The organism is Agrobacterium sp. 33MFTa1.1 (assembly GCF_004328495.1).
Taxonomy (GTDB): domain Bacteria; phylum Pseudomonadota; class Alphaproteobacteria; order Rhizobiales; family Rhizobiaceae; genus Agrobacterium; species Agrobacterium pusense.
In genome coordinates, this window is the sequence record NZ_CP036358.1 from 442,252 (window position 1) to 459,241 (window position 16,990).

The window sequence follows — 16,990 nt, forward strand, 5'->3', positions numbered from 1 at the left end:
CGTCTCTATTTGCCGGCGCGTGCATGTTTGCCGATGAAGCTTTCCACGGCTTTGAGCTCCGCATCCAGAATGTCGAAACGCTCCTCCCGGTTCATGATGTCAGCGAGCCATACTGGAAGCGCCGGGTCGATTGCGCAAGCGGATTTTACAGCCGCCGGGAATTTTGCCGGATGGGCGGTCGACAGAACCACCATTGGCGTTGCGGGCTTTTCGTGCTTTTCCGCCACGAAAACACCTGTTGCCGTGTGCGGGTCGATCAGGTAGCCGGTCTTTTCAAGCGTGTCGCGAATGGTCGCCGCCACCTGCTTTTCGGTGGCGCGTCCGGCGCGGAAATCCTTCTTGATGAACTTCAGCGCCTTTTCCGGAATTTCAAACGCGCCCGATTGCTTGAGGCCATCCATCGATGACTTAACGGCAGCGGAATCGCGGTCGTAGGCTTCGAACAGCAGTCGCTCGAAGTTGGACGAAATCTGGATGTCCATCGAGGGCGAGGTGGTGGGCTTGACGCCGCGCATCTCGTAACGGCCGGTCTTCAGCGTGCGCGCCAGAATGTCGTTGTCATTGGTCGCGATGACCAGCTTGTCGATCGGCAGGCCCATCTTCTTGGCGACGTAACCGGCGAAAATATCGCCGAAATTGCCTGTCGGAACGGTGAAGGACACCTTCCGGTCGGGGCCGCCGAGCGACAGAGACGCGGTGAAATAATAGACCACCTGCGCCATGATGCGCGCCCAGTTGATGGAGTTGACGCCGGAAAGCTTCACGCCGTCGCGGAACTTCACGTCGTTGAACATCTCCTTCACCAGCGTCTGGCAATCGTCGAAATTGCCGTTGATCGCCAGCGCATGCACGTTGGAAGCGGTGGAGGTCGTCATCTGGCGCTGCTGCACCGGAGAGACCTTGCCGTTCGGGAAAAGGATGAAGATATCGGTACGCTCGCGTCCGGCAAAGGCGTCGATCGCCGCCCCGCCCGTATCGCCGGATGTGGCGCCGACAATGGTGGCGCGCTCACCGCGTTCCGTCAGCGTGTAATCCATCAGACGGGCGAGGAGCTGCATCGCCACATCCTTGAAGGCGAGCGTGGTGCCGTGGAACAACTCGAGCACGAAGGTGTTCGGACCGGTCTGTGTCAGCGGAACGACGGCCGGGTGGCGGAAGGTCGAATAGGCGTCGTCGATCATCGCCTTGAACTTGTCGGCCGGAATTTCGCCGCCGGTGAAACGGTAGAGAACCTCGAAGGCGACATCCTGGTAGGACTTGCCGCGCAGGTTGCGGATTTCCTTTTTCGACATGGACGGCCATTTGCGCGGCACGTAAAGCCCGCCATCGCGGCCAAGGCCTGCCAGAAGCGCGTCGCAAAAACCAAGCGAAGGGGCCGCACCCCTGGTCGATACATATTCCACGAGATAGTCCCTTATCCGTTGCCGATGTGATCGGCGTCTTTTCCGCAGCGTGTCACCGAATTGAGGCGATTGGCGAGGTCATGAAGCGCTTTTTTGAAAATTCAAGCAAAACCGAACATGCCAATCGATTTTTTCCGGCGTCGCTGCTATAGACCATCGCCAACCTGGGTGAAAGGTCAATAAACAGCGTCTCCGGTTCTGTTCCGGGACAATGGAGAGGGAATTAGAAGAGTGTCAGGGAATTTCTTGCGTTTGTCCGCCGCGATGTCGCTTCTCGTCGTTGTTGCAGGATGCAATTCCTCCAACCCGTCGGACTCGCTTGCCGTCAACCCGCCGGCGGCGCAGGCCGCGCCAACGGCTGCCGTGGTTCAGGCCAATTGCCCGACCGTGACGGTTCTCGACGCCAATGCCGTTCATCGCGTCTATGCCGGCGGCGCCAAGGACGATCCGCAGAAACTCGCCTATCAGGTCTCGCTGTCCGATACGACGCGCTCCTGCACCGCCAATGAATCGACGCTCACCGTCAACGTGCTGGCCCAGGGCCGCCTCGTTCCCGGCCCGATGGCCAAGCCCGGCCGCGTCACCGTGCCGATCCGGGTGACGGTGAAGGATGGCGACGGCGAGATTTTCGGTGAAACGACCAATTTCGCCATCGATGTTCCCGCAGGCGGGGCCGGCACGCAGTTCATCTTCAACAACGACCACGTCGCGATTCCCAACGGACCGGGCGGCGCTCCGAGGTCTGTCAGCGTTTATATCGGCTTTGCAGAGCAGGGCGCGAAGGCCAAGACGAAGCGCCGGTGATTTGACGGGCAAAATGTAAAAGCCGGAGGCTGCTCGCCAGGCTTCGGTGCTGATTGCGCGCAAAGGTCCGAATTCCGTCACCCCGGACTTGATCCGGGGTCCAGCGCGATCAAGTCATTGATCGCAAAAGACTCTTCTCACGGCGCAGACGCGCCGTGACTGGATGCCGGATCAAGTCCGGCATGACGGAGGAGAGGTCTACCACTTTCCATGCGTTTTAACCGGAGGGTTTTCCCACAGTCGTCGCCTTCTCCGCTGACAGGCGGCTACGGGAGTTTCGATACTCCTCCACAGCCTCAAAAAAAGCTGGCGGCAAAACGGCCCTGGCGGGACGCGCATTTGCCAGCTCTTCATCTGTCATTTCGGGAAAGTCGACAGCATCCCAATCCGCTTCGGTATAGCCTTGGCCGGGTACGAATTCCTTTTCCGTCTGGGATGCCACCACAGCTACCTCCTTAAAACGCGCCTTCCCACTCTGCCATTGCCGCAATCACGGCCGGCAGGTCCTGCATGCGGGAGATCACCGTTTCGGCGCCCGCATCCGTCAGCCGGTCGGCGTGGCTGGGATAGGTGTGGGACGCGCCGGTAAAGCCGATGACGCGCATGCCAGCGGCCTTTGCGCCATGGATGCCGTGCACGGAATCTTCGACCACGACCACGCGATCGGGGGAAACGCCAAATTGCGCTGCGCCGTGCAGGAAGATGTCGGGCTTCGGCTTCACGCGGTCCGCACCTAGGTCCTTGGCGGAATAGATATGCGGCGCGAAATACGGCTTCAGGCCTACTTTCGTGAGCATCATGTCGAGGCGGTGGCTCGAAGAGTTCGAGCAGATGCAGCGGGGCGTCGTCAGGCGCGAAAGTGCGAATTTTACGCCCTCGATGATCTTCACGTCGCGTTCCAGCCGCATGTCGAGCAGTTTTTCCGATTTGTCGAGCAGCGAGGCTGAGAGCGGAATGCTGGCTTCGCTTTCCACCTGCAGGAGGATGTTCTTCCAGGTCATGCCGGCGAAACGCTCCCCCATTTCCTCGACCGAGATCGGATAACCGGCTTCGGTCAGAAGGCGGGATTCCACCTGTGCCGCGATGATTTCGGAATCGACCAGAACGCCGTCGCAGTCGAAAATAATGAGGTCGAAGCCGCTCATGGGCGCTCCCTGTATCGGATTTGGCTGGAAGAAAATGATGCCGGGCTTTTAGACCATGTCCGCGCCAAGCTCAACCGGCTCGCCAGCAAAGGACAGTCCCGTCAGGCTCATAGCTTGAAGGCCGCGGGCAAGGGAGCCGCGTGTCATAACAGTCTGCTCTGGCTTGCTGCAAAAACCTCTACACACGGTCGCGCCATATGCGCTATGGGATGTTATGCCCAAGACAGCAAAAAATTCGCCTGAAGATACCATTGCCGCCCGCATCAGCCGCACGCTTGCCGACCGCATCGTTCGCGGTGAGCTGTCGCCGGGCGAAAGGCTGCGGCAGGATCACATCGCCGCCGAATTCGGCGCCTCGCATGTGCCGGTGCGCGAGGCATTCCGCCGGCTGGAAGCGCAGGGACTTGCCGCCAGCATTCCGCGCCGGGGTGTCAGGGTCGCGGATTTCGGTCTCGATGATGTGCGCGAGGTGGCGGAAATGCGTGCCGCTCTTGAGGTTCTGGCTTTGCGCCACGCCATTCCCAACATGACGTCAGCCATTCTCGATCAGGCGGAGGCAGCCACGCTCGAAGGCGACAGCGCCGTTGATGTCGAGCATTGGGAGGAGGCCAATCGCCGCTTCCACCGCCTCATTACCGCGCCCTGCAACATGCCGCGCCTGATGGAAGCGATCGATGGCCTGCATGCGGCAAGCGCCCGTTTCCTGTTCTCCGCCTGGCGGGCCGGCTGGGAGCGCCGCACCGATACCGATCACCGGGCGATCATCGACGCGCTGCGCGGCGGCCGCGCCGAAGAGGCGGTGCGCATCCTTGACGGGCATGTGCAATGGATCGGCCGCAAGGCGATCCGCACCTCGTCCGGCTCGGTGCGCGACGCCTTCGCCATTGTCGGATAGGCCCTTGACCGTCCGCCTCCGGCCCCACCACCTTCTCTGCATGCTCACCTATGTGGGCAAGGGATATACATCCGGCTTCGTCGAAAATTATGACCGTGTCGCCGACCGCCTGAATGCCGGGGAAGAGGATATCGAGCTGGTGGATGGCCCCGACGACATCTGCGAGGGCCTGTTGTGTGAACGCCATGCCCACTGTTTCAACGAAGGGGTTGTGAAGCGGGATGAGACGGCCCGCGTTTCGGTGTCAGTGCTTTTGGGCGAGACGCTGGCTGCCGGCAAGCGGTTGCAGGCGACGCCGGACTTCCTTGCCAAGATGCGTCTGGCATTTGCAGGGGGAGATATCAGGCAGGCCTGTCGAGGCTGCCAGTGGAACAGGCTGTGCGACCGCATTGCCGCTTCAGGCTTTGCTGGCGTGAAAATCGGCGAACAGCCGGAGTCTCAAGCAGGGCTGCGGCCAAGGCCTACTCCGGCACACGCGTCTCGGTTCTCTCGGCAGCCTTGACCGTCGCCTTGATCTCCTTCGGATCGCGGCCCGACTTCTTGTCGTAACTTACCTTCACCGAATAATCGCCGGGATGAAGCGTTTCCTGATGCTGCGTGCCATAACGGCCGGAAATCTCCTTCTGCGTGCCCTGAAGGTCCCTGGTCGTTTCGACAATGTCGATCCGTTCCGCGCCGGGGGCGGTAATTGCGAGAACGCCCGCATCGAGATTGATGGTTATTTCCGTGCGTCTTCCGGCTGTCACGGTGAACGGCTGCTCCACTGTCACCTTGCCGAGGCGTGCGCGCATGACGAAATTACCGGCCGGCATTTCCATCATCTTGCCGGTTCCGTAAATGCCGTTGATGGTCTCCCGCGTGCCGTCAAGGGTTTCCTTGGCTGACATCGCTTCGAAGCGGATATCATCCGTTTCCACCGCCCTGCCGCCTTCCGCATACACGGCCTTGGCGATCACCACGCCGCTCGGAATGACAAGTTCGTGGCTGATCTTGTCGCCGGCCTTGATGGTGAGCTTCTCCTGCGCCCGCGCCGGGCCGACGCTGCCGGTGAGAAGCACTTCGCCCGCCGGCACGAAGACGGTATCCTGGCCATAGACGCTGTCTTTGAAATCATCCTTGGTGATTTCAGTTTTCGCCTGTGTCTCCACATCGCCGCCGGGGCTGCGTTTTGGCACGACAGTCAGTTCGGCCGCATCGAAATTTACCTTCGGCCTTGCAACGCTTCCGTCCTTCACCTCGAACGCTATTTCGCGGGTCACATTGCCCAGCGCCGCCACGCCCACATATCTGCCCGCTGGCAGCTTCGCCTCGAAGGTGGCGTCATAGGAACCGCCGGCATTCTCGTCGGTGCGCACGCCAGTGCGGTCGGCCTTGTAGAAATCCCAGCGCACCCTGTCACTGTTGCCGAGGGAGGGGCCGCCATCAAACAAAACCGCATCGGTGATGACGTTATATTGCGGGTTCGGTTGCTGGGCCTGCGAGGGCGTTGCCAGCGCGACCGCGAAAAGTGCGGCCCAAACGACATTCATGGAAAAAGACGCCATTTTCATCACGGACCCCATTGCGGACTACCCCCTGCCATAATGGCTCTTCCTGCCGCGCGAATGAGCGGGCACAGGAGAACCCATTGCGCACAACGTTTTCGCCGGACTTCGGGTTCCCCGCCGGTCTCCGCAAATTGCGCCAGTGCGCCGCGGGAGCCATTTATTTCGCATTTTCCGTGACTTGTTCAGGCTTTGATAACCATCTTCGGTAACCATAAGCCTCAGTAGAGAGTAAGCGTATGGAGCGAGTACCAATGGCAGCAGTTTTTCCGCTGGCCGATTTTCGGCATGCCGGTTTTGATCGTGCAGGTGAGAGTGACGCCTGGAAAGACAGCATCATAAAGGGTGATTGCGTCGCTGCCTTGGATGCCCTCCCGAGCCAGTCGGTGGACGCGATTTTCGCCGATCCGCCGTATAACCTCCAGCTCGGCGGCACGCTGCACCGGCCCGATCAGTCGCTGGTTGACGCCGTCGACGACGAATGGGACCAGTTCGCCTCCTTCGAGGCCTATGATGCCTTCACCCGCGCCTGGCTGCTCGCCTGCCGCCGCGTGCTGAAGCCGAACGGCACCATCTGGGTCATCGGTTCCTATCACAATATCTTCCGCGTCGGCGCCACGCTCCAGAACCTCGATTTCTGGATCCTCAACGATATCGTCTGGCGCAAGACCAACCCCATGCCCAATTTCAAGGGCCGCCGGTTCCAGAACGCCCATGAAACCATGATCTGGGCGAGCCGCGATCCGAAGGCCAAGAACTATACCTTCAACTACGATGCGTTGAAGGCCTCCAATGACGACGTGCAGATGCGCTCCGACTGGCTGTTCCCTATCTGCAGCGGCCATGAGCGGCTGAAGGGTGAGGACGGCAAGAAGGTGCACCCCACCCAGAAGCCGGAAGCGCTGCTTGCCCGCATCATCATGGCTTCCACCAAACCGGGTGATGTCGTGCTCGACCCGTTCTTCGGCTCCGGCACCACGGGTGCGGTGGCAAAACGCCTCGGCCGCCACTTCGTCGGCATTGAGCGCGAGCAGGATTATATCGATGCCGCCGCCGCCCGCATCGCCGCCGTCGAACCGCTCGGCAAGGCGGAACTGACAGTCATGACCGGCAAGAAGGCCGAGCCGCGCGTCGCCTTCAACACCCTGCTGGAAAGCGGCCTCGTCCGTCCCGGCCAGGTGCTGACGGATGCAAAGCGCCGTTATAGCGCCATTATTCGTGCGGATGGTACGCTCGCATCCGCCGGAACCGCCGGCTCCATCCATCGCCTCGGCGCGAAGGTGCAGGGTCTCGACGCATGCAACGGATGGACGTTCTGGCACTTCGAAGACGGCGACGACCTGAAGCCGATCGATGATCTCCGAGCCATCATCCGCAGTGAACTGGCAAAGGCCGAATAGTCCAAGCCGGAAAGGCTTGAAGGCAACGATCCACCGCCCGCCCTTGTCCAGAATACGTCTCCGTCCGGTTTAGTACCTTCAGTCCCGGATGGAGAACGACCAACGCCCGGCACATCGTGTCGGGCGTTGGTATTTTCGAATATAAAATTTTAGATAGACAAGTTTCGCGCAAGAGACGACAACTACTGTCCTAATCAAAGCAGTGGTTGTGAAAATCCGGTCTGGACAACTCACAAAAACATTGCGTCCAATGCCGCTTGCGGCAGGACTGGCGCAGGCCGGAGACCGCCATTTCCGCCTGCGCCAATTTCTTTTCCTGATCTTTTTGACAAACCTTGCCAAAATCTGCACTCTGTCTTCATAGGAGATGAAGATGGTAACCATGAATATTTCGCTGCCCGGCCAGATGAAGGAGTGGGTCGAAGCGCAGTCTAAAACGGGCCGTTACTCCAATGCCAGCGACTATGTACGAGATCTCATCCGAAAGGATCAGGAGCGGAGCGAAAAGATCGCTGCCATGCAGGGCCTGGTGGACGAAGGATTGCAGGCTCCCTCCGGTCATCGTTCTGAAGATGCCTTGTTTGCTGAGGCCGAAGCCCGCTCCATGAAACATAAAATTGGCTGATCATGGGATTTCGCCTTTCTCTGCCTGCGGAAGAAGACGTCATCCGCATAGCGCAAGAAGGCATCGACCTATTTGGACCTCAGCAAGCGCGAAAGTACCATCGCGAACTTTTCGCAATATTCGACTTGATATCACGGAATCCGAGGATCGCACGCGAGCGTAACGAGTTGTCGCCGTCGGTGCGCATTCATCCGTTCAGAGCACATCTGGTGGTCTATCGCGTTGAGGCGGACGACGACGTCCTCATCGTCCGCGTCCGCCATGGGCACGAGGACTGGGGCAATGAGCCTTAATCCATGCCACGAGGTGACTTAAGGGCGGAACCTAAGCCACCACCCCGAATGCCTGCAGATCCTGCTTCAGCTTCTCCGCGCCGGTGAACTGCACCGCCTGCCAGCCGGCGGCCTTTGCGCCTTCGACATTGATCGCCGTATCATCGATGAACAGAGTTGCGGCGGGATTGAGCCCGAAATCGCGCGCATGAAGCTCATAAATCGCCACATCCGGTTTGATCAGCTTGATGTCACCGGAAACGGTGACGCCACGCGGCAGGGTGAGGAAGGGGAACATCTTCTGCGCCTCACGAAAAGTGTCGGAGGCGAAGTTGGTCAGCATCGTCACGTCGTGGCCGCTCTCGATAAGGCCTGTCATGATCGCGACGCTGTCGTCATAGGAATGCGAGACCATCTCGTGCCAGAACTTGCGGAAGGAGCGGATATGCTCTTCCCGTTCCGGGAACTTCTCCACCAGCAAAGCTTCAGCATCCTCCCAGCGGCGGCCACGATCCTGCTCGAGGTTCCAGTCATGGGTGCAGACATTCTCGAAGAACCATTGGCGCTCATCGGCATCGGGAATGAGGCGGCTATAGGGAATATGCGGATCGTAGTGGATCAGCACCTTGCCGATGTCGAATACGATATGCTCAATCTTGGTCATCGAAATTTCCTGCTTTCATCGAACGTTAGAGCGTCCGAAAGACGCTCTAAATCTTTCAGTTGCGCATCGTGCCTGTCGAAAATCAATTTCGATTTTCGGGCCGATACGCGGATGGAATAGCTTGGGCGACGACTTTTTTCATCACCGTTGGCAGCGCCTGCGCGTCAAGATTTGTAACCGGCTCCCACCATTCGTCATCCGGACCGGGTTTAAGACCGTCCGGTACCTGCGCGCGGTAGATGGTGAGCCGCAGTTCGAAATGGGTGAAGACATGCGTAATGACGCCCGCCGCCTGCCAGCCGGCGGCAAAGGGCGCATGGCTCGCCTCCGTGCCTCCGTCCATGCGGGCGGTCCATGCCGTTGTCGGCACCTCAGTCATGCCGCCGAGAAGCCCGCTTTCGACGCGCCGCCGGAGCAGGATTTCGCCGCTCGCATTCACCGCCACGAACGCGGCCCCTAGTCGCACCGGCTTTGCTTTCTTCGCCGCCTTGACCGGAAAACGCTCCGGCTCGTCATGGGCAAGCGCAAGACAGTGGCCGTTGAAGGGACAGAGCGCGCATGCCGGCCGTTTCGGCGTACAGATCGTAGCACCCAGGTCCATCATCGCCTGGGCGAAATCGCCGGGCCGGTCGGAAGGCGTAAGCGCGGCCACCTTCGCTTTCATGGCGGGCTTTGAGCCGGGCAGGGGAGCGTCTATGGCGAAGAGGCGGGAGATGACGCGCTCCACATTGCCGTCCATCACCGCCGCCGGCTGGTTAAAGGCGATGGCCGCCACGGCCGCGGCCGTATAATCGCCGATGCCGGGCAGTTTCTTCAGCCCCTCTTCGCTGTCCGGAAAGGTCCCGCCATGGTCGCGCGCCACGGCTTCCGCGCATTTTTTAAGGTTGCGGGCGCGGGCGTAATAACCGAGCCCCGCCCAGGCCGCCATGACATCCTCGACCGGAGCCGCGGCCAGATCGCTGACGCTTGGCCAGGCGGCGAGAAACTTCAGGAAATAGGGTTTCACCGCCTGCACCGTCGTCTGCTGCAACATGACCTCCGACAGCCAGACGTGATAGGGATCGGCGCGTTTTCCCTGTGCCGCCATGGCCGGAGACGTGCGCCATGGCAGTTCGCGATGGTGCCGGTCATACCATGCGAGAAGTTGTTCCGCTGTCGGATGTGATATGTGTTGCCGCGTATGTGTGTTCATCGCCGCTGAACATAGACACGGCACGGCAATCTGCAACAGCAGCCTGCGACGGCGACGTGGAAAACCGCATCCGGCAACGAATGCCCGACATCGAAACCCATGATCCGATTTTGGAAGAAGAGCCTCATGCTGAATGCGCTGCTGGATAATATACCCCAACCGCTGCTTTATGTTATCGGGGTTCTGTTGGCCCTGTGCCTGATTGGAAGCCTGTTGAACCATATTGGCCGGCTGTGTTTCGGGCGGCACAACTGCGTGGCCTTTGTGGTTTCCTGCCTGATCGGCGAAGTCCGTGAACTGGAGAAGATGAGAGGCAAGCCCTCGCGCCGCTTTCGAATTATCGAATCCGGTTTCTGGGCGATTTTCTGCCATGGCCTGTGGATATACCTCTCCATCGTGCTCACCTGCATGTTGGTGATTGCCGTTATGTCGGATAAGCCGGGAATATCGCATCTGAAGTTTTTGGCTGTGGCCTATTTCCTCTTTGGATGTTTGGTGGCGGGAATGATACGCTTGGGTGCCTGCCGGGACTGGCGACGATTCCGCGCATTGTGGCGCGGCGAAGAAGATGACGATGGCGCGACCGCTTGAGGCCGCTTGGCCTCTGTCGAGGAGAGCATGAAGAAACCCGCAGATTCATTCCGCAAAGGCGTCGTGCAGATCGCCGAAGTCGCCAATGGCATCATGGACCCGGTCCTGTCGAAACGCGCCGGCATCAACACGGCGCTGCTCGGCTCCTGGGACGAGATTGCCGGGGACGATTTTGCCGATTGCACCCGCCCCGAAAAGATCACCTGGCCGCGCCGCGACGAAGGCCCGGACCGTGGCGGATATCAGCCCGGCGTGCTGACGATCGCCTGCGAAGGCGCGCGCGCGCTATTTCTCACCCACGCGCAGGGCGAACTCATTGCTCGCATCAACGGCTTTTTCGGCTTCCCGGCCGTGCGCCAGATCAGGATCGTACAGAAGCCCGTCTCGCAAACCATCACCCGCCGGCGCAAACCGCAGCCCCTGCGCGGCGATGCGGCAAAACGTCTCGATGACATGATGGACGGCATTGAAAGCGAGGCGCTGCGCAAGGCGGTGGAGAGGCTGGGCACGGCGGTGTTGCAGAAGAAGCCGGGGCGCAGGACGATTTGATGCAAGATGCCGTCCTTGACTGGTCACAATTCTTTGACAAGAAGAGTTCAGAACCCCGCTTGTGATGAACAGGCCGTCGCTATATCGGAATCAACGGACAATAGAGTCTATTACCAACAGGTGCTTTCATGCATTTTCCCGAACTGACCATTTCCCGTCGCAGCCTTCTCGGCGGCGTTGCTCTTGCCGCCATCGCCACGGCCCTGCCGTTCGCTTTAACGCCCGGTATTGCCCAGGCGCAGGAATTGCCTGAATCCACCGGCGATGTGGATATGGCTGCGGTAATGAAGCCCGGCCCGCTGCCGGAAGCCGCGCTCGGCGATGCCAACGCACCCGTCAAGATCGTCGAATATATGTCGATGACCTGCCCGCACTGCGCCAACTTCCACAACAAGACCTTCGAAGAAATCAAGAAGAAGTATATCGATACCGGCAAGGTCTATTTCGTGCTCCGCGAATTCCCGTTCGATCCGCGCGCCGCTGCCGCCTTCATGCTGGCGCGCTGCGCACCGGAAGGTCAGTATTTCCCCTTCGTTTCCATGCTGTTCAAGCAGCAGCAGAGCTGGGCCGTTGCGCAGGATGCGCGCGCCGCCCTGCTGCAAATGTCGAAAATGGCCGGTTTCTCACAGGAGTCTTTCGAGGCCTGCTTGACGAACCAGAAACTTCTGGATGATGTGAACGCAACCATGCAACGCGGTGCGACGGAATTCGGCGTCAACTCCACGCCGACTTTCATCATCAACGGCAAGAAATACGCAGGAGACATGTCGGTTGAAACCATGTCGGCTGTCATCGACAAGCTGCTCTGATCACCGAAGCCTTCAGAAAACGGGCGGCGGATATTTCCGCACGCCCGTTTTTTATTGCCGTTTTTCTGTCCGGAGCGTGGCGGCATGAAGTTTAACAAGCTCCGCCTCGTCGGTTTCAAGTCCTTCGTCGAGCCCTCGGAATTCATCATCGAACCGGGCCTCACCGGCGTTGTCGGCCCCAATGGCTGTGGCAAGTCCAATCTTGTCGAAGCACTGCGCTGGGTGATGGGTGAGAACTCCTACAAGAACATGCGCGCCTCCGGCATGGATGACGTCATCTTCTCCGGTTCCGGTAACCGCCCGGCCAGAAACACCGCCGAAGTTGGCCTTTATCTCGACAATTCCGACCGCACCGCGCCTGCCGCCTTTAACGATGCCGATGAAATTCAGGTGACGCGCCGCATCGAGCGCGAAAACGGCTCCGTCTATCGCATCAACGGCAAGGAAGCCCGCGCCAAGGATGTACAGCTTCTTTTCGCCGATGCCTCCACAGGCGCACGCTCGCCCTCCATGGTGGGGCAGGGGCGCATCGGCGAACTCATCAACGCCAAGCCGCAGGCCCGCCGCCAGCTGCTGGAAGAGGCGGCCGGCATCTCCGGCCTGCATTCGCGCCGCCATGAGGCCGAGCTTCGCCTGCGCGCCGCCGAGACCAATCTGGAGCGGCTCGAGGATGTGACCGCCCAGCTGGAGAGCCAGATCGAAAGCCTGAAACGGCAGGCGCGCCAAGCCAACCGTTTCAAGATGCTGTCCGCCGATATCCGCGCCCGCGAGGCGACCCTGTTGCATATCCGCTGGGTAGAGGCGAAGGAAGCCGAGAGCGAGGCGGAGAGCGCGCTCAATCAGGCCACGAATATCGTCGCCGAGAAGGCGCAGGCGCAGATGGAGGCGGCCAAGCAGCAGGGCATCGCCAGCCTGAAGCTGCCGGAGCTGCGCGAGGACGAGGCGAAAGTCGCCGCTGCCCTGCAACGCCTGCAAATCGCCCGCACCCAGCTGGACGACGAGGCCAACCGCCTGCTCCGCCGTCGTGACGAGCTGGCGCGCCGTCTGTCGCAGCTTGGCGAGGATATTATCCGCGAGGAGCGGCTGGTCTCCGACAATGCCCAGATACTCGCGCGGCTCGATGAGGAAGAAGCCGAGCTCCTCGAAATCCTGTCCGATTCCGGCCGCCATGCCGACGAAATGCGCGAAGCCTTCGAAGCTGCGTCCGTCAAGCTGGCGGAAAGCGAAGCCATCTTCACCGCCATCACCGCTGAGCGCGCGCAAACCGCCGCCGCCCGGCAGCAATTGGAGCGGGCGATCCGCGATCTTTCCGACCGCAAGCTGAGGCTCGAACGGCAATCGCAGGAAGCAACGGCCGAGATCGAGGCCATCGACGAAAAACTCTCCGGCCTTCCGGACCCCGCGGAACGGCGCGAAGCGGTTGAGGCAGCCGAGATTGCCGTCGAAGATGCGCTGATCGTCGTGGAAGAGGCCGAGGCTGCCGTTGCCGAGGCGCGTTCCGCCGAAGCCATGGCGCGCGGGCCGCTGGAAACGGCGCGAAACCGCCTGAACGCGTTGGATACGGAAGCGCGTACCATCACCAAAATCCTCGCTTCAAGCGCCGCCGCGAATGGCAGCTTCACGCCGGTGGCGGAAGAAATGACGGTTGAGCGCGGTTATGAGGCGGCACTGGGCGCGGCGCTTGGCGACGATCTCGAAAGTCCGCTCGATGCCGAAGCACCTGCCTATTGGGCCGGTAATGGCGACGGTTCTGATGATCCTGCCTTACCGCAGGGTGCCAAACCGCTTCTGGATTATGCTCAGGCGCCGGATGCGCTTAGGCGTGCCCTTGCACAGATCGGCGTCGTTGCAGACGTCACGGAGGCCCGGCGGCTGTTGCCGTCGCTGAAGGCCGGCCAGCGGCTGGTGACGCTCGAAGGCGCGCTGTTCCGCTGGGACGGCCATGTCGCCAGCGCTGATGCGCCGGGCGCTGCGGCACTTCGCCTGTCGCAGAAGAACCGCCTCGCCGAAATCGAAACCGAACTGGATGAAGCCCGCTCCATTCTGGAAGAGGCCGAAGACCAGCTTGCCGCGAAAAGCGAGGAGATCAGAAGCAGCGAATTGCGGCTTTCGGACGTGCGCGACCGGAGCCGGCTTGCGACCCGTCAGCTTGCCGAGGCACGCGAGGCGCTGACATCGGCCGAACGCGCCTCGGGCGATCTTTTGCGCCGCCGGGATATCGTCTCCGAAGCACTGAACCAGATCGGAGCGCAGATCGACGAGATCGCCGTTCAGGAAGAAAATGCCCGTATCGAGATGGAAGATGCGCCTGATCTTTCCGTGCTTGATCTGAAGCTGCGTGAAAGCCAGCTGGAAGTCGCGACCGATCGCGGCCTGTTGGCGGAAGCACGCGCCCGCCATGAAGGCGTGAGCCGCGAGGCGGAAAGCCGCCAGCGCAGAATTCAGGCAATCGGGCAGGAGCGTTCCACCTGGCAATCGCGGGCGGCAAGTGCCGCCGACCATATCGCCACGCTGCGCGAACGTGAGGAAGAGGCGCGCGAGGAAATCGCCGAGCTGGACATTGCGCCCGAGGAATTTGACGAAAAACGCCGCAACCTCCTCAACGAATTGCAGAAGACCGAAGACGCCCGCCGCGCGGCCGCCGACCGGCTGGCCGAGGCGGAAAACCTGCAACGCGCCGCCGACCGGCTGGCGGCAACGGCGCTTTCCGAACTCGCCGAAGCCCGCGAAAAGCGCGGCCGTGCCGAAGAGCGGCTGGTTTCCGCCCGCGAGAAACGGCAGGAGGCGGAACATCGCATCCGTGAGACGCTGAGTACCGAGCCGCATATGGCGTTTCGCCTGACCGGCCTTGGCCCGGACCAGCCAAAGCCCGATATCCGTGATGTCGAGCGCGATCTGGACCGGCTGAAGATCGAGCGCGAAAGGCTTGGCGCCGTCAATCTGCGCGCCGAGGAGGAGCAGGCCGAGCTTTCCGCCAAGCTTGAGGCGCTTATCAAGGAGCGGGACGATATCATCGACGCCGTGCGCAAGCTGCGTGCCGGTATCCAGAACCTCAACCGCGAGGGCCGCGAACGGCTGATTGCCGCCTTCGATGTGGTCAATTCGCAGTTCCAGCGGCTGTTCACCCATCTCTTCGGCGGGGGCACGGCGGAATTGCAACTGATCGAATCCGACGACCCGCTGGAAGCCGGTCTCGAAATCCTCGCCCGCCCACCGGGCAAGAAGCCGCAGACCATGACATTGCTTTCCGGCGGCGAGCAGGCGCTGACGGCCATGGCGCTGATATTCGCCGTCTTCCTCACCAATCCCGCGCCGATCTGCGTGCTGGACGAGGTGGACGCGCCGCTCGACGACCACAATGTCGAGCGCTACTGCAACCTGATGGATGAAATGGTGGCCTCCACCGAAACCCGCTTCGTCATCATCACTCACAATCCCATCACCATGGCGCGCATGAACCGCCTCTTTGGAGTCACCATGGCGGAGCAGGGCGTGTCGCAACTGGTGTCTGTTGATTTGCAGACCGCCGAACAGTTGCGCGAAGCCGTCTGAGGCGACATTTCCGGGATTCAATTTCTGGTTTTGCTCAATGTCAATTTATCTTGCCATATCACCCATTCGGGTGAGCGACATTGCGCGGCAGTTTGCTATGTCTTTCGCAAGAGCCAAAGGGTTCTCCTGAGACCCCACCATCCGGTTTCCTGTACCGGATGGAATGCCTTGCGAGGCCGCTGCCGTGGCCTCGCAAGGCTTTCTTTTCCGGGTTCATAGGGTTGCGCGGCGGTTTGCATTGGCAATTGTGTCAGGGGAGTAAGCCTCTTTCCGTCATACCGGCCTTGAGCCGGTATCCAGCCAGCCCAAGTCCTTGGGCTGAAAGGACTCTTCCCGTCGCGCGAGAGCCGCGTCGACTGGATTCCGGCTCAAGGCCGGAATGACGGAGAGAGGCGACGCAGCCAATCACTGTAAACACTGGCATGCTGCAACTGCCAATCGCGCAGTGTGCGAGTTTCTCGGCCCATGATGCATGGAGGCCACCATCACTCACCCCGGCACAAGCCGCAACCTTGTGCCCCAGGGGTCGATCGCTTCCACGACATTATTCTCCATCTCCACCAGCACATAACCCGCGGCCCGTAGCCGTGTTTTCTGCGCCTCGAGATCGGTGGGGTTGCGAACGGTGATTGAGAACCAGTCGAGGCCGGTTTCCATGGCGTTGCGTTCCTTTGCGCCACGGCTGTTCCAGGTATTCACCGCCAGATGGTGGTGATAGCCACCGGAAGAGAGAAAAGACGCGTCGGAACGCGCATCCTGTGTCGGTTTGAGCCCGACGGCCTCTTCGTAGAAGGCGCGGGCAGCGGCGATGTCGCCAACTCGCAGGTGGATGTGGCCAATGCGCATTCCCGCGGGGGCGACGTCATAATCACTGTTTTTGGTATCGGTCAGCTTTACGAGATCATCGACATCGAGAGGCTCGGTGCCCATTTTAACCACGTTGCCGCTCCACACCCATGTGTCCGTGGGACGATCGCTGTAGACCTCGATGCCGTTACCTTCGGGATCGTTGAGATAGATCGCCTCGCTGACATTGTGATCGGCAAAACCCGTCAGAGGCACCTGCTTCAGCGCCGCATGCACCAGCCAGCGCGCCAGATCCTTGCGGGAGGGCATCAGATAGGCGACGTGGAACAGGCCGGCAGAGGTGGGGCTCTCGAAATCCGCTGCCGGCTTGTGATCGAGATCGAGCAGCGGCACGGTCCCGACACCCAGCGTCACGCCCCTTGCCGTGCGTTCCACTTCGTTCATACCCAGCACCGAACGGTAATAATCGATCATCGGATCGAGTTCGCGCACGCGCAGCGCCGCCTTGCCGATATGCATCGGCGTCGTCAGCGCAAAGGGCAGGGTGGGATCGGCGGCGGCGGAAGCTCCGCCCTCGGCTCTAAGCGCACCGGCAAGGGCGGTGGCGGCGCAGGAAATTCCGGCAAATTTAAGCGTGTGGCGGCGGGTAAATTGCATGAATAATCTCTTTGTCGGCGATTTGAATGGCTTAGGTAACACTCCGTTTCAGCGCACTACACGAATGCGTCAATGCTGCTG

The 16,990-nt window shown here is 60.6% G+C and carries 17 protein-coding genes and 1 pseudogene; 11 read left to right on the plus strand and 7 right to left on the minus strand.

Annotated features, from left to right (window positions below):
- Window positions 1-5: 5 nt before the first annotated feature.
- The gene (thrC, locus tag EYD00_RS02170) at window positions 6-1,403 is read right to left on the minus strand and encodes a threonine synthase (RefSeq protein WP_004440397.1); all 1,398 of its coding nucleotides are present in this window, start codon (window positions 1,401-1,403) and stop codon (window positions 6-8) included.
- Between the two features lie 264 nt (window positions 1,404-1,667).
- On the opposite strand from thrC, the gene EYD00_RS02175 reads away from it, so the two are divergent.
- Window positions 1,668-2,207, plus strand: a complete 540-nt coding sequence (locus EYD00_RS02175) for a hypothetical protein (protein ID WP_034496280.1) — start codon at window positions 1,668-1,670, stop codon at window positions 2,205-2,207.
- Between the two features lie 250 nt (window positions 2,208-2,457).
- Here EYD00_RS02175 and EYD00_RS02180 read toward each other — a convergent pair.
- A pseudogene (locus EYD00_RS02180) lies at window positions 2,458-2,652 on the minus strand (BrnA antitoxin family protein); the annotation flags it as partial.
- 10 nt (window positions 2,653-2,662) lie between these two features.
- Window positions 2,663-3,352, minus strand: coding sequence for an HAD family hydrolase (locus EYD00_RS02185; protein WP_004440401.1), 690 nt, complete (start codon window positions 3,350-3,352; stop codon window positions 2,663-2,665).
- A gap of 214 nt (window positions 3,353-3,566) precedes the next feature.
- On the opposite strand from EYD00_RS02185, the gene EYD00_RS02190 reads away from it, so the two are divergent.
- Complete coding sequence (locus EYD00_RS02190) at window positions 3,567-4,247, plus strand: GntR family transcriptional regulator (protein ID WP_004440402.1); 681 nt, start codon at window positions 3,567-3,569, stop codon at window positions 4,245-4,247.
- A 40-nt stretch (window positions 4,248-4,287) separates the two neighbouring features.
- On the plus strand, window positions 4,288-4,749 hold the full coding sequence (locus tag EYD00_RS02195; protein ID WP_034496277.1) for a DUF1284 domain-containing protein: 462 nt from the start codon (window positions 4,288-4,290) through the stop codon (window positions 4,747-4,749).
- Here EYD00_RS02195 and EYD00_RS02200 read toward each other — a convergent pair.
- Window positions 4,709-5,809 (minus strand): hypothetical protein, encoded by a 1,101-nt coding sequence (locus tag EYD00_RS02200; protein ID WP_034495932.1) that lies wholly within the window; start codon window positions 5,807-5,809, stop codon window positions 4,709-4,711. The genes EYD00_RS02195 and EYD00_RS02200 overlap by 41 nt on opposite strands.
- A gap of 236 nt (window positions 5,810-6,045) precedes the next feature.
- Between EYD00_RS02200 and EYD00_RS02210 the strand changes: the two genes are divergently transcribed.
- From EYD00_RS02210 to EYD00_RS02220, 3 genes are all read left to right on the plus strand, one after another.
- On the plus strand, window positions 6,046-7,191 hold the full coding sequence (locus EYD00_RS02210; RefSeq protein ID WP_004440405.1) for a site-specific DNA-methyltransferase: 1,146 nt from the start codon (window positions 6,046-6,048) through the stop codon (window positions 7,189-7,191).
- A 373-nt stretch (window positions 7,192-7,564) separates the two neighbouring features.
- Window positions 7,565-7,816, plus strand: a complete 252-nt coding sequence (locus EYD00_RS02215) for a type II toxin-antitoxin system ParD family antitoxin (RefSeq protein ID WP_004440406.1) — start codon at window positions 7,565-7,567, stop codon at window positions 7,814-7,816.
- 2 nt (window positions 7,817-7,818) lie between these two features.
- Window positions 7,819-8,109, plus strand: coding sequence for a type II toxin-antitoxin system RelE/ParE family toxin (locus tag EYD00_RS02220; protein WP_004440407.1), 291 nt, complete (start codon window positions 7,819-7,821; stop codon window positions 8,107-8,109).
- Window positions 8,110-8,140: 31 nt separating this feature from the next.
- Here EYD00_RS02220 and EYD00_RS02225 read toward each other — a convergent pair whose 3' ends face one another.
- Both EYD00_RS02225 and mutY read right to left on the minus strand, forming a co-directional pair.
- Window positions 8,141-8,752: an HAD family hydrolase gene (locus EYD00_RS02225; RefSeq protein WP_004440408.1), complete on the minus strand. Its 612-nt coding sequence runs from the start codon at window positions 8,750-8,752 to the stop codon at window positions 8,141-8,143.
- Window positions 8,753-8,834: 82 nt separating this feature from the next.
- A complete protein-coding gene (gene mutY / locus EYD00_RS02230) occupies window positions 8,835-9,944 on the minus strand; it encodes an A/G-specific adenine glycosylase (protein ID WP_051674145.1) in 1,110 nt (369 codons plus the stop codon).
- Here mutY and EYD00_RS25820 point away from each other — a divergent pair.
- The 5 genes from EYD00_RS25820 (at window position 9,857) to EYD00_RS02250 (ending at window position 15,445) form a co-directional block, all read left to right on the plus strand.
- Window positions 9,857-10,093 (plus strand): hypothetical protein, encoded by a 237-nt coding sequence (locus tag EYD00_RS25820; protein ID WP_162484560.1) that lies wholly within the window; start codon window positions 9,857-9,859, stop codon window positions 10,091-10,093. The two genes, mutY and EYD00_RS25820, sit on opposite strands and share 88 nt — an antisense overlap.
- Window positions 10,071-10,535: a hypothetical protein gene (locus EYD00_RS02235; protein WP_034495929.1), complete on the plus strand. Its 465-nt coding sequence runs from the start codon at window positions 10,071-10,073 to the stop codon at window positions 10,533-10,535. The genes EYD00_RS25820 and EYD00_RS02235 overlap by 23 nt, the downstream gene beginning before the upstream one ends.
- Before the next feature lie 27 nt (window positions 10,536-10,562).
- Window positions 10,563-11,084, plus strand: coding sequence for a DUF721 domain-containing protein (locus EYD00_RS02240; protein WP_004440412.1), 522 nt, complete (start codon window positions 10,563-10,565; stop codon window positions 11,082-11,084).
- Between the two features lie 128 nt (window positions 11,085-11,212).
- The gene (locus EYD00_RS02245; RefSeq protein WP_004440414.1) at window positions 11,213-11,893 is read left to right on the plus strand and encodes a DsbA family protein; all 681 of its coding nucleotides are present in this window, start codon (window positions 11,213-11,215) and stop codon (window positions 11,891-11,893) included.
- An 84-nt stretch (window positions 11,894-11,977) separates the two neighbouring features.
- Window positions 11,978-15,445 (plus strand): chromosome segregation SMC family protein, encoded by a 3,468-nt coding sequence (locus EYD00_RS02250; RefSeq protein WP_004440417.1) that lies wholly within the window; start codon window positions 11,978-11,980, stop codon window positions 15,443-15,445.
- 489 nt (window positions 15,446-15,934) lie between these two features.
- On the opposite strand, the gene EYD00_RS02255 is transcribed toward EYD00_RS02250, so the two are convergent.
- Window positions 15,935-16,909 carry a VOC family protein gene (locus tag EYD00_RS02255; protein ID WP_004440418.1) on the minus strand — a complete coding sequence of 325 codons (975 nt, stop codon included), beginning with the start codon at window positions 16,907-16,909 and terminating at the stop codon, window positions 15,935-15,937.
- Window positions 16,910-16,990: the final 81 nt, after the last annotated feature.

Bases quoted from the DNA above. Each gene is read 5' to 3' on its own strand.
- EYD00_RS02190 (WP_004440402.1), top strand. From the start codon at position 3,567: ATGCCCAAGACAGCAAAAAATTCGCCTGAAGATACCATTGCCGCCCGC.
- mutY (WP_051674145.1), bottom strand. From the start codon at position 9,944: ATGAACACACATACGCGGCAACACATATCACATCCGACAGCGGAACAA.
- EYD00_RS02220 (WP_004440407.1), top strand. From the start codon at position 7,819: ATGGGATTTCGCCTTTCTCTGCCTGCGGAAGAAGACGTCATCCGCATA.
- EYD00_RS02210 (WP_004440405.1), top strand. From the start codon at position 6,046: ATGGCAGCAGTTTTTCCGCTGGCCGATTTTCGGCATGCCGGTTTTGAT.
- EYD00_RS02255 (WP_004440418.1), bottom strand. From the start codon at position 16,909: ATGCAATTTACCCGCCGCCACACGCTTAAATTTGCCGGAATTTCCTGC.
- EYD00_RS02200 (WP_034495932.1), bottom strand. From the start codon at position 5,809: ATGGGGTCCGTGATGAAAATGGCGTCTTTTTCCATGAATGTCGTTTGG.
- EYD00_RS02185 (WP_004440401.1), bottom strand. From the start codon at position 3,352: ATGAGCGGCTTCGACCTCATTATTTTCGACTGCGACGGCGTTCTGGTC.
- EYD00_RS02235 (WP_034495929.1), top strand. From the start codon at position 10,071: ATGCTGAATGCGCTGCTGGATAATATACCCCAACCGCTGCTTTATGTT.
- EYD00_RS02175 (WP_034496280.1), top strand. From the start codon at position 1,668: ATGTCGCTTCTCGTCGTTGTTGCAGGATGCAATTCCTCCAACCCGTCG.
- EYD00_RS02250 (WP_004440417.1), top strand. From the start codon at position 11,978: ATGAAGTTTAACAAGCTCCGCCTCGTCGGTTTCAAGTCCTTCGTCGAG.
- EYD00_RS02195 (WP_034496277.1), top strand. From the start codon at position 4,288: ATGCTCACCTATGTGGGCAAGGGATATACATCCGGCTTCGTCGAAAAT.
- EYD00_RS02245 (WP_004440414.1), top strand. From the start codon at position 11,213: ATGCATTTTCCCGAACTGACCATTTCCCGTCGCAGCCTTCTCGGCGGC.
- EYD00_RS02225 (WP_004440408.1), bottom strand. From the start codon at position 8,752: ATGACCAAGATTGAGCATATCGTATTCGACATCGGCAAGGTGCTGATC.
- EYD00_RS02240 (WP_004440412.1), top strand. From the start codon at position 10,563: ATGAAGAAACCCGCAGATTCATTCCGCAAAGGCGTCGTGCAGATCGCC.
- EYD00_RS02215 (WP_004440406.1), top strand. From the start codon at position 7,565: ATGGTAACCATGAATATTTCGCTGCCCGGCCAGATGAAGGAGTGGGTC.
- EYD00_RS25820 (WP_162484560.1), top strand. From the start codon at position 9,857: ATGGCAGTTCGCGATGGTGCCGGTCATACCATGCGAGAAGTTGTTCCG.